This is a genomic window from Micromonospora cynarisoli, assembly GCF_030518815.1.
In the GTDB taxonomy this organism is placed as follows: domain Bacteria; phylum Actinomycetota; class Actinomycetes; order Mycobacteriales; family Micromonosporaceae; genus Micromonospora; species Micromonospora wenchangensis.
Map to the genome: position 1 here is coordinate 1367602 of NZ_CP130426.1, position 14168 is coordinate 1381769.

Below are 14168 nucleotides of genomic sequence, written 5' to 3' on the forward strand. Positions count from 1 at the left end.
CGCCGACACCGGCCCCCGTACGGCCACCGACGCCGGAGCTGGCAGCGCCGGAGCGGGGGATGCCGGGGGGTTGGCCGCGCCGCCGGGACCCGCGCGGCGGGCCGCCCGGCGGGAACTGGTCACCCTGGTGGCCGCCGACCTGATCTCCAACCTGGGCAGCCGGATCTCGGTGATCGCGATCCCCTGGCTGGTGCTCACCACCACCGGCAGCCCGGCCAAGATGGGCATCGTCGCGGCGGCCGAGTTCCTGCCGTACATGCTGTCCAGCTCGTTGGCGACACCGTGGGCGGACCGGTTCGGGGTACGGCGCACCTCGATCACGGTGGACGCGGCGAGCGCGGCGGTGATCGCGGTGGTGGCGCTGGCCCCGTGGCTCGGCTTCGGGGCGCTCGTCGCCCTCGTCGCGGTGGCCGGCGGGCTGCGCGGCATCGGCGACCGGGTCAAGCACGTCATGTTCCGGCCGGCCGCGCAGCGCGCCGGGGTCGAGCTGATCCGGCTCACCTCCGCCTACGACGGGCTGGCGCGCGGGGTCGCGCTGTTCGGCACGGTCATCGGCGGTCTGCTCATCGACTGGGTCGGGGTGACCCGGGCGATCTGGATCGACGCGGGCACCTTCGCGGTCTGTGCGCTGCTGGTCGGGGTGCTGGTGCGCCCGCCCGCCAGCGACGCGCCCGCCGCGCCCCGGGAGGGCTACTTCCAGGCGTTGCGCACCGGGTTCGGCTACCTGCGCACCGACCGGGTGCTGCTGACCATGCTGGTGGTGGTCTCCGCGTTGAACATGTTCGCCGCCGCCAACACCGCCGTCTGGGTGCCGCTGTGGGTCCGCGACGAGTTCGGCGACCCGGCCGGGTTCGGCCTGGTGCTCGGGGTGTTCGGCGGTGGCGCGCTGCTCGGCAACCTGGTCTTCACGATGCTCGGCCCCCGGCTGCCCCGGACCCTGATCTTCGCGGCCGGGGCCGCGTTGAGCGGCGCGCCCCGGCTGCTGGCGCTGGCGCTGACCGACCATCTGGTGGTGGTGCTGGTGGTGACGTTCCTGTCCGGGATCGGCATCGCGGCGGTCAACCCGCTGCTCGGCGCGGCCCTCTACGAACGGGTGCCGGACGCGTTGCAGACCCGGGTGCTGGGGATCTCCGGCTCGCTGGCGTTCGTCGGGCTGCCGGTCGGGGCGCTGGTCGGCGGCTGGTCGGTGGCGGCCCTCGGGCTGAGGCCGGCGCTGCTGGTGATGGCGGTGGTGTGCGCGGTGCTGACCGTGACGCCGCTGGTCGCCGGGCCGCTGCGGATGGGCCGGCCGGCACCCCCACCGACGGCCGTCGAGCCGGTCTGACGGTCAGGTCGCCACGGGCCGACCCGGCCAGCCTCACAGTCAGTCCAGGTCGTCGCAGACGTTGTGGGTGGTGCCGTGCAACATGGTGACGGTCTTGTCGTAGTCGGCGGTGAACCGGACGACGAACCGACCGTCGATCAGCCACAACCCCTTCGGCAACGAGCCGGCGTCGTCCCGGAAGCCGAGCAGCACCGGGCCGGTCACATACCAGGTCATCGTGCCGTCGGCGGCGTAGCTGACCAGGGAGGTGCCGCTGGCGTCCACCCGGGTGACGGCCCCGGTGTCGGTGTTGGTCACCGTCTCGATCAGCGCGCCGGTGTACAGCTCCCGGCGTGGCGAACCGTCCGGGTTCGTCGTCAGCACCAGCTTGCGGACCTCGTCGACCTCGGCCGCCACCCGGATGCCGAACGCGCAGCGGGCCCCGGCCGGCAGGGTGAACTCCTCCTGTGGGGCCGGCACCCAGCCTCCGGTGGGGCCACCGCCGGCCGCCGCCGCAGCGGTCGGCCCGGTCCCCGCCAGCGTCACCGCGGTCAGGGCGGCACCGAGTCTCGTCGTCCAACGCATGGGCACTCCGATCTCCTCGTCATCGTCCGGTCCAGGGTCACCGGCCGTCCTCACCACCGGCTGACCGCCCGGACAGGGTCGGCAAAGGAGCACGATCCACCTCCGGCGGGCCGCTGACCACCGGCTCACCGGACACCGTCCACGGTTCCGCGCCGCCCCCGGTGCGCGGGAGGCGGGCGACCTCGCTGACGCCGACGCCGGGGACGCCGGGGACGATCCGCGACCGGTGGCTGTCCCGGTTCCGTCCGAGGCGTCGGTGACCACGGCGGCGGCAACCGATCGGGCCGGCCAGGTGGTCTCAGCGGCATGGAATTCCGTCTGCTCGGCCCGTTCCAGGCCCGCCAGGAGGGCGTCGTCGTCGATCTCGGGGTCCGCCGCCAGGAGCGGTGCCTCCTCGGGCTGCTCCTGCTCGACGTGGGACACCTGGTCGGCACCGACCGGCTCATCGACCTGCTCTGGCCGGACCGGTCGCCGGCCTCGGCCCGCAGCGCGGTGCACACCTACATCGGACGGTTGCGGGCCGCGCTGGGGCCGTACCGGGTGCGGATCGCCACCGTCGGCAACGGCTACCTGGTGCACGACGACGGACACACCGTGGACGTGGCCGAACTCGCCCGGCTGGTGCACCGGGCAGGTGGCAGCACCGACCCGGCCGAACGGGTGCGACTGCTCGACCTGGCGCTGGCCCTGCCGCACGGGCCGTTGCTCGCCGACACCGCCGACGACGAGCTACGCAACCGGCTGGCCGGTCCGATCGAGGACCTGCGGCTGGCCGGCGTAGAACTGCGGGCGGCGGCCCGGCTCGCGCTCGGCCAGCACACCCGGGTGGCCGTCGAGCTGACCCCGCTGGTGGCCCGGCACCCGGCCCGGGAGGAACTGGTGGCGACGTTGATGACCGCGCTGTACCGCGGTGGCCGACAGACGGACGCGTTGGTGCTGTACCGGCGCACCCGGCGCACTCTGGTCGAGGAGATCGGGGTCGAACCGGGGGCCCGGCTGCGGGAGGTGCACCGGGGAATCCTCCGGGCCGACCACCGGCTGGACCGGGCGGACCGGCCGGTCTACGAGGTACGGGTACGCGGCGAGGCGTTGCCGTGGGGCGTCGGCGGGCATCCGGCGCTGGAGTTCTGCAACACGTTCGCCGGTTGGCGACACGAACCGCCGGTGCCGGGGGCCGAGTGGCTGCGCGGCTACCGCACGCTCGCGGTGTGGACCGGGCACGCCGGCCTCGTCGACGACCCGACCGTGGGCCGGTTGATCGAGCTGGGCCGCCGTGATCCGGCCGGCGCAGCGGTGGTCCTGGACGAGGTGCGTACGCTGCGGGCCCGGCTGTACGCCTGCCTCACCGACCCGGCCGACGGACCGGCCTTCGACGCGGTGGCCCGGTACGCCGAGCAGGCCGCCCGGACGCTGGTGTTCCGCCGGGAGGCCGACGGGCGGGGACGGTGGTGGCCCGACCCGGCGGCCGGGTTGCGGCTGCCGGTGCACGCGGCGGCGTGGAGCGCCGCGGAACTGCTCGGTGATCCGCGCCGGCTCACCGTCCGGGTCTGCCCGGACCCCCGCTGCGGATGGCTCTTTCTCGACGACACCGGAATGCGACGCTGGTGCAGCCTGGCCACCTGCGGCCGGACGGCCGCCGAGGCACCCTGCCGGGGCACCTGAGACGCCTGGAGGCAGCGCCGACGCTGGTCGGCGCACCTGGACGACCACCAGGCGATGCGAGGGGTCGGCGTGATCGACGGCACCGGTCCGGTCGATTACATTCCCGGCCATGTCATCGACGTTGACCGAGGCCACCGATCCGTACTGCCTGCGCGAGGGGGAGAGTGCCGCGCTGCTGCGCGACCATCCGTGGCACCGGTTCGTGGTGCTCGGGGACAGCGTCGCCGAGGGCATGTGCGAGCCGGTCGAGGGGTACCCGGACGTGCAATGGGCCGACCGGATCGCCGCCGAGCTGTCGGCGGTGCGGCCCGGGTTGGCGTACCTGAACCTGGGCCGGCGCGGGCTGCGGGCGCAGCAGGTCCGGGCAGGGCAGCTCGACCGGGCGTTGGCCTTCTCCCCCGACCTGGCGCTCGTGGTCTGCGGCGGCAACGACGCCTTCCGGACGGCGTTCGACCCGGACGCGGTGGACACCGAGTTGACCGCGATCGTCGGGGCGCTGCGCGACGCCGGGGCCGACGTGATCACGGTGGGCATGTTCGACGTGTCGCACAGCCCGGCGGTCCCGGCGGCGCTGCGGCCCGGGCTGGGTGCCCGGATGCGGCTGCTCTCCTCGCGTACCGGGCGGCTGGCCGATCGGTTGGGGGCGTTGCATGTGCACCTGACCGACCATCCGGCCGGCACCGACCCGTCGATGTACAGCAGCGACGGTCGGCACGGCAGCGCCCGCAGCGACGCCATCGCCGCCGCGGAGACCGTCCGCCGCCTCGGCGTCCACCTCGGCAACCACCCCTGACACCCCACCCACGCCACTGCCAACGGCGGTATCGATCAAGAGGTTTGCGTCACCCGGAGCCGCCGTCCCCGCCCCAAACCTCTTGATCACCGCATCCCGGCCCGGCCAGAGCCGCGTGATCAAGAGGTTTGCGTCGACCTTCCGCGAGCGGATGACGTAAACCTCTTGATCATCGGGGCGGGGGGCGGGGACGGAGGGCGGGGTGGGGCGGGGGGCCAGGGGGTGGGTCAGTCGGTGAGGAGGATGCCGGTGAGCAGGACGCCCCGGGCCAGGTTGAGGACCTCGTCGCAGCCGGGGAAGCCGACCCGGGCCAGCGCCCCCGAGCCGGTGCGGCCGAACAGGTACGGGGCGATGCTGTAGGGCACCTCGGCGGTGACCGTCTCGCCGGTCTCGATCTGGACGAAGTCCATCTCCACCCGGTCGGCGGGCATGTACCGCTGGAGGATGTCGCCGCCCCGGTCGAGGGCGGCCCGCAGACCCTCGGCCCACTCCGCGTCGCCCATCTCCCGGCCGATGAGCACCCCGTGGCCGGCCGAGCCGTCGGCCGGCTTGACCACCAGGTTCTCCCGGTCGGCCAGGGCCCGGTCCAGTTCGGCGGCGGTGAACGCCACGGTGTGCGGGACGTACCGGCTGATCAGGGCCTGGTCGTCGGCGGAGAGCAGGTCCAGGTCCTCGTAGAGCCAGGCGAAGTTGATTTTGTTGCCGAGCAGCCAGGCAGCGGTGCTGACGAACATCGGCAGGGTGCCGGCGTCGAGCGCCCCGGCCACCGCGTCCAGGCCGGCGCTCGGGGTGACCCGGTTGGGCACGAAGAGGCGGAACAGCGCGTCGACCGGTGCGCCGCCGACGACCAGCCGCTTCGCGTCGTCCAGGGTGGCCGTGCCGACCGGGGCGATCACCAGGTCGATGCCGAACCGGCGGGCCTGGTCGACCAGCGGGGAGAGGATCTTGATGAAGTCGTCCGGGGTCTCCAGACCGGGGTAGTCGGCGTCGAAGTCGAGCAGCAGCGCCACCCGGGCCCCGTCGGCCAGGGACAGCCCGTCCCGGATCGCCACGAACCGCTGGTCGAGCAGGGACGGGGCCGGCCGCACCGGCAGCCCGTCGAGGATGCCCTGCTCCCGGTAGAGCGCCGCGTACCGGTGGACCACCGTGTCGGCGTCGAACCCGCCGCCCAGGCTGCTGTCGATGTTGTACTCGACGATCCTCGGCACCCCGCCGGAGATCAGCACGTCGGGCCGGTAGGCGGCGAGCAGCTCCTCGGACAGCTCCTCGGACTCGTCGAGCAGCCTCGTCTCCCCCTCGGGCACCCCGAGCAGCTGCCGCAACTCCCCGGCGGTGCGGGCCCGCCGCCGGCAGGCGTCCAGGATGAGCTGGGCGATCCGGTCGCAGACCTCGTTCAACTCGCGGAACGCGTCCGCCGGCATGACCGGGGGCCGGGCCAGCCGCCACTGCTTGTTGTACGTGGCACAGCCGTAGAAGATGTCCCGCCAGGCGGCGGCCCCGCCGGCCACCATCGCCGTACGGGCCGTCTCCGGCAGCTCGCGCCACGCCTGACCGGCCTCGGGCCACGGGTAGTTCGGATCGGTCATCATCTGTCCTTCATGGTCAGTTGGATGGCGGCGGTGAGTTGCTCGCGGCCCGGCTGCACGGCCCGGTCGAGCGCCGGCGCGAAGGGCAGCACCGCTCCGTCCGGCCTGGTGACCCGGCGCGGCGGCGCGACCAGCGGCACCCGTTCCAGCACCGAGGTGATGATCTCGGCGGCGATGCCGCAGGACCGGTTGGAGTCGTCGACGACCACCAGCCGGCCGGTGCGGGACACCGAGTCGAGCAGGCCGTCGAGGTCGAACGGGTAGAGCGTGCGTGGGTCGAACACCTCCACCGACACCTGGCCGGCCAACTCCTCGGCGACGGCCAGCGCGTCGTGCACCAGGTGCCCGACGGCGACCACGGTGACGTCGTCGCCGGCCCGGCGGACCACCCCGCGCCCGAGCGGCACCGGGGCGAGGGCGGCGAAGTCGACGTCGTCGCGGACCTCCAGCGCGGCGGCCGGGGCGAAGACCACCACCGGGTCGTCGTGCCGGATCGCCGAGGTCAACAGCCCGTACGCGTCGGCCGGGGTGGCCGGCACCACGGTGACGATCCCGACGTGCGCGAACAGCGAGTACGGGTGGTCGGAGTGCTGTCCCGCCCAGCCGGTGCGGGAACCGGAGCCGGGCACCAGGTAGGTGACGGGCACCGCACACTGCCCGCCGGTCATCATCGGGAACTTGTGCGCGTGGTTGACGATCTGCTCGAAGACCAGGAACAGCAGGGACGGGATCTGGAACTCCACCACCGGCCGCAGCCCGGCCAGCGCCGCCCCGGTGGCGAAGCTGGTGAACGCCTGCTCCGACAGCGGGGTGTCCAGCACCCGGTCCGGCCCGAACCGCTTGAGCAGGCCCGGGGTGACGTTGGACGCGCCCACCCGGATGTCCTCGCCGAGCAGGAACACCGACCCGTCCCGGGTCATCTCGTCGGTCAGCGCCCGGGTCAGCGCCTTGCGGTACGACAACCGTGGCATCTCAGGAGCCTCCCCGGGCGGTCAGCCCACTGGCGTACAGGTGATCCAGCGCACCGGCCGGGTCCGGTTCGGGGCCGGCCAGGGCGAACGCGACGGCCGCGTCGAGGGTCGCCTCCACCTCGGCGTCGATCGCCTCCCGGTCGGCCGTCGACAGCCGGGCACCCTGGATCTCCACCGGGTCCCGGGACCGGCCGTCGGTCACCTCCTGCGCCGGGCGGTAGTCGAGGCGTACCGAGTGTTCGAAGGTGTGGTGGGCGTCGAACCGGTAGGTGCGGGCCTCGACCAGCTCCGGCCCGCCGCCGTCGCGCATCCGCGCGACGGCGGCGGCCGTGACCTGCCGGACCGCCTCAGGGTCCTGCCCGTCGACGACGGTGGCCCGGATGCCGAACGCCTCGGCCCGCCCGGTGATGGTGCCGGCGACCGCGCCGGCCACCGGCATGGTGGTGGCGTAGCCGTTGTTCTCGCAGACCAGCAGCACCGGCACCCGCCAGAGCGCGGCCAGGTTGAACGCCTCCAGCAGCATCCCCTCGTTGACCGCCCCGTCACCGAAGAAACTCGCCCCCAGCACGGGGTTCCCGCGCTGCCGGTGGGCCCACACCGCGCCGGTGAGGATCGCCGGGGACGCCCCGACGATCGCGTTGGCGCCGAGCACCCCGAGGGAGAGGTCCGCAGCGTGCATCGAGCCGCCCCGGCCCCGGTTCAGTCCGGTTTCCCGGCCACACAGTTCGGCCATCATCCGGGCCGGATCGGCACCCTTGGCGAGCACGTGGCCGTGCCCCCGGTGGGTGCCGGTGACCAGGTCCCCCGCGCCGAGCGCGGCGCACACGCCGGCGGCGATCCCCTCCTGACCGAGGTAGGGGTGGATGCCGCCGACGATGTGCCCGGAGCGGACCAGGGCGATGGCCCGCTCCTCGAACCGGCGGATCAGCCGTACGGTGCGGTAGAGCCGGGCCGGGTCGGCGTCGGTCACCGGTCGCGGCCCTCCTTGACGGCGGCGAGGATGTCGTCCCAGAGCTGGGCGCGGGCGGTCAGCGCCAGGTTGACCGTGTCGGCGCACTCCTGCCACTTGACGTCGTCGTCGCCGCACAGGTCGGCGAGCATCTGCATCGCCATCGGGGTGTGCTGCTCGCCGTCGACCTCGATGTGCCGCTCCAGGTAGTCGACGAAGGTGTGCAGCCGGTTGCTGCGCTCGTTGACCGCGACGACCTGGGTGAACATGTCGGGGATCAGGTCCTCCCGGCCGAAGGCGAACGCGGCGGCCTGGCAGTGCACCGGGGTCGACTCGATGATCTTCCAGGTGGTGGCGGCGAAGGCCCGCGACGGCTCGGGCACCCCGGCCTCGACCAGCGCGTCGGTCACCGACGTGCCGCCGCGCAGCAGCTCGACCAGCCGGTCGACGGCGGTGGTGTCCGCGCCCGCCTCGCCCATCCCCCGCACGTACAGCTCGAAGTGGCTGATGTAGCCCTCGCCCAGCTCGTCGCTCTCCTCCACCATGACGATGTCGTTGATCAGCCGCCGGCTGCCGGTCGGGCCGGTGGGGATCCACGGCACCGTCACGCAGGTGAGCTGCCGCTGCAACGACTTCAGCAGGGACATGAAGTCCCAGACCGCGAAGACGTGGTGTTCCATGAAGGTGACCAACGCCTCGTGGGTGTCCAGGTTGGCGTAGAGCGGGTGCTTGACCACCACGTCGCGGCGGTCGGTCACCGCCTGCTCCAACCGCTCGATGCCCGGGTGCGTCTTACCCCAGTCGTACCGTGACATGTTCTAGCCTCCCTGCTGGGCGCGATCGCGCCAGATGACCGGGCAGTAGTCGGGGTCCGCGTAGTCCGGCCCGCCGGAGTGGGTGCGGCGGACCAGCACGTCGTGGTTGTACGCGGCGAGGCTGCCGTCGGAGAGCGGGAACTCCCGGTAGGCGTTGTCGCCGTCCTGCAGGTGCAGCGAGATCGCCCGGCGCGGGCGTCCGCTGACGTTGGCACCGCTGCCGTGGTAGGTGCGGCAGTGGTGGAAACTCATGTGTCCCTTGGGGATCACCATCGGGATCTTGCGGATCTGCGCGCCGTTGTGCGCCGCGTTCTCGGCCAGCATCTCCTCCAGTTGGTCGCGGTCCCGCTCGGCGAAGTGCCTGACGACGGTGTCGTCCGCGCCGGTCTCCGACCACCTGTGCGAACCGTCGACCATGGTGATGGTGCCCATCTCCTCCCCGCAGTCGTGGAACGGGATGAACGCGGTCAGCATCCGCTCCGACGACGAGGACGACCAGTAGTGCTTGTCGAAGTGCCAGGGCACGATGTTCGACGGCTCACCGGAGATCGGCGGTTTGTAGATCAGCGTGGACTGGAAGATCCGGATCTCGTCGGCCTGGGCCAGCCGGGCGGCGACCGCGCCGATCAGCGGTTTACGCAGGATCGCGGCGATCCCGTCGTGCTCGACGTGGACGTAGTCGTTGTGCCGCTGCACCGGCCCCTTCGACGGGTCCCAGTAGGCGAGCTTCGGCGGGCGCACCGGCAGGGTGCGGTCCCGTTCGCCGTCGTAGTAGCGGTCGGTGGCCGCGGTCAGGGCGTCCACCTCGTCGTCGGTGAGCAGTTTCTTCGACAGGTACCAGCCGTGCTCGGCGTAGTGGCGCACGTCCTCGTCGGACGGCAGCAGCGCCTCCTCCTCGGCGGTCAACGTCGGATGGGTCGTGGTCATGCACCTGCTCCTCGTGCCGTGCCGACCGCGACGGCGGGGGTCGCCCCCGCCACGGCCAGCTCCCGTTCCTTGGCCTCGTAGAGGGCCCGGATGTTGCCGCTGCCGAAGGTGCGCGCCCCGCGCCGCTCGATGAGTTCGAGGAAGAGGGTGCGCCGCACGTGCATCGACTCGGTGAAGATCTGCAACAGCTGCCCGCCGTGGTCGGCGTCGACCAGGATGCTGAGGTCCCGCAGCCGGTCCAGCGGCGCGTCGACCTTGCCGACCCGCTGCTCCAGGTCGTCGTAGTAGGCGGCCGGGGTGCCGGCGAAGCGCACCCCACGGGCCCCGAGCGCGCCGACCGCGCCGACGATGTCGTCGGTACGCAGCCCCAGGTGCTGCACCCCGGCCCCGTGGTGTTCGGTGAGGAACGCGTCGATCTGGCCGGGACGCCGACCGGCGTCCGGTTCCAGCAGCACCAGGGTGACCCGCCCGGAGGCGTCCTGCACCACCTTGGAGTTCATCGCCTGACCGGCGACCTCGATGTGCTCCTCGAAGATCTGCGCGAAGCCGAAGACCCGCTCGTAGTGCGCCACGGTGTCGTCGAGCTGGCCGGGCGGCACGCACACCGCCAGGTGGTCGATCTCGGCGAGCAGCCGCTCGTCGGTCCCGCCGGCCGGGGTCACCTCGATCGCGCCGGGCAGGAAGTCGCCCCGGTCGCCCCGGCGTTCCACCAGCCGGTGCAGCACGTCACCGAAGCCGCCCACCTCGGCGGTCACCACCTCGGCGTCCGCACCGGTCCAGGTGCGCGGCGGGGTCACCGGCGTCGCACCCCGGGCCACCAGCTCCGCGTACGCCCCGGCGGCGTCGCCGACCTCCACCGCCACGACCGCGATCCCGTCACCGTGCCGGGCCACGTATCCCGCGGCGGGATGGTCGGCGGTGAGGCCCGTGGTCAGCACCATCCGGATGTCGGCCTGCCCCAGCAGCAGGGACCGCTGCCCGACCAGCCCGGTCTCCGGACCGCCCTGCCCGAGCAGGGTGAAACCGACGGCGGTACCGAAGTAGAAGGCCGCCTGCCGGGCGTCCCCCACGTACAGTTCGATGTGGTCTATTCCACGAATGTCCATCTCTCCAGCCCTTCCCCATGTCCCCCCGTGACTGCCGTCCGGGCACGTGCGGCCCGGGTCGCAGCGTCGATCACCTCCCCGGCTCGGCGGGCCGGGCGCCAGCCCCGGTGGTACGCCGCAGCAGCAGGCTCACGTTCTGCCCGCCGAATCCGAAGGAGTTGGTGAGCGCGAACTCGGCCCGGCTCGCCCGGGGCACGTCGCGGACGTGGTCGGCCGGGCAGTCCGGGTCCGGGTCGTCCAGGTGGTACGTCGGCGGCAGCAGGCCGGCGCGCAGCGCCAGCGCGCAGGCCGCCGCCTCCACCACCCCGGACGCGCCGAGCAGGTGACCGGTGAGCGCCTTGGTGGAGCTGACCGGCACCCCGCCGACGCCGAAGACCTTGCCCAGCGCGGTGCTCTCGGCGATGTCGCCGAGTCTGGTACCGGTGCCGTGGGCGTTGACGTAGCCGACCTCGGCCGGCGGGACGTCGGCCCGGGCCAGGGCGGCGCGCATGCAGTCGGCCGCCCCCTCGCCGTCGGGCCTGGGCATCGTCGGGTGGTGCGCGTCGGTGGTGCTGCCGTAGCCGGCCACCTCCGCGTAGGTGCGCACGCCCCGGGCGGCGGCGTGTCCGGCCCGTTCCAGCACCAGCAGGGCGGCCCCCTCGGCGAGCACGAACCCGTTGCGTCGCCTGTCGAACGGGCGGCTCGCCTCGGTCGGGTCGGCCCAGCCCCGGGCCAGCGCGCGGGCGTTGCCGAAGGTGTCGGCGAAGGTGGGGAAGAGCGGCGCCTCGCTGGCCCCGCAGAGCACCACGTCGGCCTCGCCGGCCCGGATCAGCCGGGCGGCGTCGGCGACCGCCTGGGCCCCGGACGCGCAGGCGGTGCCGACCGAGGAGCTGTAGCCGCGGATGCCGTGGGCGATGGCGATCCGCGCCGAGGCCATGTTCGGCAGGATGCCGGTCAGCAGGTACGGGCTGACGGCGGCCCGGCCGCGTTCGGTGCGGGCGATCACCTGCTGTTCCAGGGTGGACATGCCGCCTACCCCGCCGACGACGACGCCGATCCGGGCCGGGTCGACGTCCCGGCCCACCTGGATGCCGGCGTCGGCGAGCGCGTCGGCGGCGGTGAGCAGGGCGAACAGCACCACCCGGTCGAGCACCTTGGTCTCCGGGCCGGTGGCGACCGTACGCGGGTCGATCGGCGGAAGCACCCCGGCGACCTCCAGCGACTCCCGGGCCGGGTGTCCCTCGGGCGGTCGGCTCAACCCGGACCGGCCGGTGGTCAACGCGGCGAAGGTCGCGTCCACGCCCCGCCCGACGGGGCTGAACAACCCCATGCCGGTGATGACGACGGTCATGACGACGACTCCGCGAGGTAGCGTTCCCGCAGCGCCACCTTGCGGACCTTGCCGGTGACGGTGACCGGGATGTCGTCGGCGTGCACCGGAACCACCCGGCGCAGGGTCGCCCCCACGTCGGGGCCGAGCGCGGCCCGGATGGTCGCGGTCCGGTCGACGCTCGGGTCCGCCCCGGCGGCCAGCTCCAGCAGCACGTCGGTGGTGGCCGTGTCGCCGTCGGCGACGATCAGCACGGTGCAGTCGGTGACGTCGGGGCAGGCGGCGAGGACGCGTTCCTCGGACAGCGCGGTGAAGTAGCGCCGCCCGTCGGGCAGCGTCACCGAGTCGACCGCCCGGTCCAGGTGGTAGTAGCGGCCGTCGGCGTCGGCGTGGACCAGGTCCCCGGTGAGGTACCAGCCGCGCAGCCGGAACCGGTAGCTGGTGACCGAGTCGTTCCAGTAGCCCCGGAACAGCGACGGCGAGTCGATGCCGAGGAAACCGACCTGGCCGGGGGGCAGCTCGTTGCCCTCGGCGTCGAGGACGGCCACCCTGGCGAACTGGTAGGGCCGGCCCACGCAGCGGCCGTACCGGTCGGTGTCGGTGGTGTGCGTGATGTGGAACATCGAGTGCCCCATCTCGCTGGAGCCGAGGCCGTCGATGAAGACGGAACCGGGGACCCGGGTGACGCCCTGCCGGGTGACCACGTCCCGCGAGCCGACCGCGACGAGCCGGCGGACGTGCGGCTCGTGCGAGCAGTCGCCGGTGTTGAACCACAGCCGCACCGAGTCCAGGTCGTACCCGCTCAGGTCGAAGCGGGCCAGCTCGGCCCAGGTCATCGAGAAGCCGAAGACCCCGTCGGGCCGCCACTGCTGGATGGCCTCGAGGACCCGTTCGCCGCCCTGCTCGGACAGCAGGAACATCTCCGCCCGGTTGCCCAGCGCCTGGTTGACCATCAGCACCGTCGCGGTGTGCGGGGCGGGCAGCGCGTTGAGGATGCGGCGGGTGCCCTGCGCCTGCGGCATGGACAGCAGGTGCCGGGTGGCGGCGAAGAGGCTGGCGTGCGAGTGCAGCACCGCCTTCGGGACGCCGGTGGTGCCTGAGGTGTGGGTGATGACGATCGGGTCGTCGGGGTGGTGCCGGTAGTGGGCGGGCGACCGGGCGGGGTCGCCGGTGCCGGCTTCCGCCGGGGTGCCGAGCAGGGGTACGCCCAGGTCGTGCCCGGCCAGCAGCTCGGTGTGCGCGGCGTCGGCGAGCACCCCGGCACTGCGCAGCCGGCGGATGTACTCGGCGGCGATCTCGGGACGCAGCTTGCCGTTCATCAGCGCAGGGATCGCGCCGAGCCGGGTCAGCGCAAGGTAGCTCAGCACCATGTCGGCGGCGGCGGTGGCCCACACGGCGACCGGGTCGCGGGGCTGCACCCCCCTGTCGTGCAGCCAGGCCGCCCGCGCGGCGACCCGCTCGTCGAGCTGTCCCAGGGTGAGCGGCTGCCCGGCGGGGTGCCCGTCGACCGGGGTGTCGAAGGTCAACCCCGGCCCCTGCGGGTCCGCGCCGTGGGCCAGCACCCGGGCCAGCACGTTCCCCGCGCCGAGCTGCGGATCGGCGGCGAGCACCCCCCGCAGTCCCTTCGTCCTCATTGACTGTCTCCTCCCCCCAGCAGCACCGCGACGGCGCCGGTGGGCGTCGCGTCGGGTGCCTCGTCGATCAGGACCAGCAACGCCTCGTCGGCGTCGCCGTCGTACAGCAGCAGTTCCCCTTCGGCGGTGGCGTCGGCCCGGGGGTCACCGGTCGGGCTCAGGCACACCACCGGCCCGGTCAGCCCCCACCGGGCGGCGACCTGCCCGGCGACGCTGTTGGGCACCGACTGGAAGAAGAACAGTGGGCCGACCCGCCCCCCGGCGGCGACCGTCGACCGGACGTGCGTGGCGCTGGGCCGGTCGCCGGAGGCGCTGACCAGCACCACCGCGCACCTGGTGCCGGCCGCCGGACCACCGGGCCGGCGGTCCAGGCAGCGCCCGGCCACCGCCGCGACCAGCGGCGCGAACGGCGAGTGCAGGAACCCGGGCAGCGGCGGTGGCGGCCCGTCGCCCGGTTCCGGCCAGCGCGCCTGCGCCAGCACCCGGGGTGCGCCGTGACCGGCCGGACGGCCCGGGACGATCCCGGGT

The 14168-nt window shown here is 73.5% G+C and carries 13 protein-coding genes; 3 read left to right on the forward strand and 10 right to left on the reverse strand.

Going from position 1 to position 14168, the window contains the following annotated elements; genetic code table 11:
* Positions 1 to 70 precede the first annotated feature (70 nt).
* Complete coding sequence (locus Q2K16_RS05735; RefSeq protein WP_302746378.1) at positions 71 to 1324, forward strand: MFS transporter; 1254 nt, start codon at positions 71 to 73, stop codon at positions 1322 to 1324.
* Between the two features lie 39 nt (positions 1325 to 1363).
* Here the strand turns inward: Q2K16_RS05735 and Q2K16_RS05740 are convergent, their stop codons facing one another.
* Positions 1364 to 1888 carry a hypothetical protein gene (locus Q2K16_RS05740; protein ID WP_302743994.1) on the reverse strand — a complete coding sequence of 175 codons (525 nt, stop codon included), beginning with the start codon at positions 1886 to 1888 and terminating at the stop codon, positions 1364 to 1366.
* Between the two features lie 306 nt (positions 1889 to 2194).
* On the opposite strand from Q2K16_RS05740, the gene Q2K16_RS05745 reads away from it, so the two are divergent.
* Both Q2K16_RS05745 and Q2K16_RS05750 read left to right on the forward strand, forming a co-directional pair.
* Positions 2195 to 3550: an AfsR/SARP family transcriptional regulator gene (locus Q2K16_RS05745; protein WP_302743995.1), complete on the forward strand. Its 1356-nt coding sequence runs from the start codon at positions 2195 to 2197 to the stop codon at positions 3548 to 3550.
* Positions 3551 to 3659: 109 nt separating this feature from the next.
* Positions 3660 to 4343, forward strand: a complete 684-nt coding sequence (locus Q2K16_RS05750) for an SGNH/GDSL hydrolase family protein (RefSeq protein WP_302743997.1) — start codon at positions 3660 to 3662, stop codon at positions 4341 to 4343.
* Between the two features lie 227 nt (positions 4344 to 4570).
* Here the strand turns inward: Q2K16_RS05750 and Q2K16_RS05755 are convergent, their stop codons facing one another.
* The 9 genes from Q2K16_RS05755 to Q2K16_RS05795 form a co-directional block, all read right to left on the reverse strand.
* Positions 4571 to 5929 (reverse strand): hypothetical protein, encoded by a 1359-nt coding sequence (locus Q2K16_RS05755; protein ID WP_302743998.1) that lies wholly within the window; start codon positions 5927 to 5929, stop codon positions 4571 to 4573.
* Positions 5929 to 6900 carry an alpha-ketoacid dehydrogenase subunit beta gene (locus tag Q2K16_RS05760; protein ID WP_302743999.1) on the reverse strand — a complete coding sequence of 324 codons (972 nt, stop codon included), beginning with the start codon at positions 6898 to 6900 and terminating at the stop codon, positions 5929 to 5931. The genes Q2K16_RS05755 and Q2K16_RS05760 overlap by 1 nt, the downstream gene beginning before the upstream one ends.
* A 1-nt stretch (position 6901) precedes the next feature.
* On the reverse strand, positions 6902 to 7870 hold the full coding sequence (locus tag Q2K16_RS05765) for a thiamine pyrophosphate-dependent dehydrogenase E1 component subunit alpha (protein ID WP_302744000.1): 969 nt from the start codon (positions 7868 to 7870) through the stop codon (positions 6902 to 6904).
* Positions 7867 to 8664 (reverse strand): DUF3050 domain-containing protein, encoded by a 798-nt coding sequence (locus Q2K16_RS05770; protein WP_302744001.1) that lies wholly within the window; start codon positions 8662 to 8664, stop codon positions 7867 to 7869. Before Q2K16_RS05770 ends, Q2K16_RS05765 begins: the two co-directional genes overlap by 4 nt.
* 3 nt (positions 8665 to 8667) lie before the next feature.
* Positions 8668 to 9591, reverse strand: a complete 924-nt coding sequence (locus Q2K16_RS05775; protein ID WP_302744003.1) for a phytanoyl-CoA dioxygenase family protein — start codon at positions 9589 to 9591, stop codon at positions 8668 to 8670.
* A complete protein-coding gene (gene hppD / locus Q2K16_RS05780) occupies positions 9588 to 10697 on the reverse strand; it encodes a 4-hydroxyphenylpyruvate dioxygenase (protein ID WP_302744004.1) in 1110 nt (369 codons plus the stop codon). The genes Q2K16_RS05775 and hppD overlap by 4 nt, the downstream gene beginning before the upstream one ends.
* 70 nt (positions 10698 to 10767) lie before the next feature.
* The gene (locus Q2K16_RS05785; RefSeq protein WP_302744005.1) at positions 10768 to 12027 is read right to left on the reverse strand and encodes a beta-ketoacyl-[acyl-carrier-protein] synthase family protein; all 1260 of its coding nucleotides are present in this window, start codon (positions 12025 to 12027) and stop codon (positions 10768 to 10770) included.
* Positions 12024 to 13640, reverse strand: a complete 1617-nt coding sequence (locus Q2K16_RS05790; protein WP_302744006.1) for a class I adenylate-forming enzyme family protein — start codon at positions 13638 to 13640, stop codon at positions 12024 to 12026. Before Q2K16_RS05790 ends, Q2K16_RS05785 begins: the two co-directional genes overlap by 4 nt.
* Entirely contained in the window at positions 13637 to 14161 is a 525-nt protein-coding gene (locus tag Q2K16_RS05795; protein WP_302746379.1) for a beta-ketoacyl synthase chain length factor, read from the reverse strand. Before Q2K16_RS05795 ends, Q2K16_RS05790 begins: the two co-directional genes overlap by 4 nt.
* Positions 14162 to 14168 lie beyond the last annotated feature (7 nt).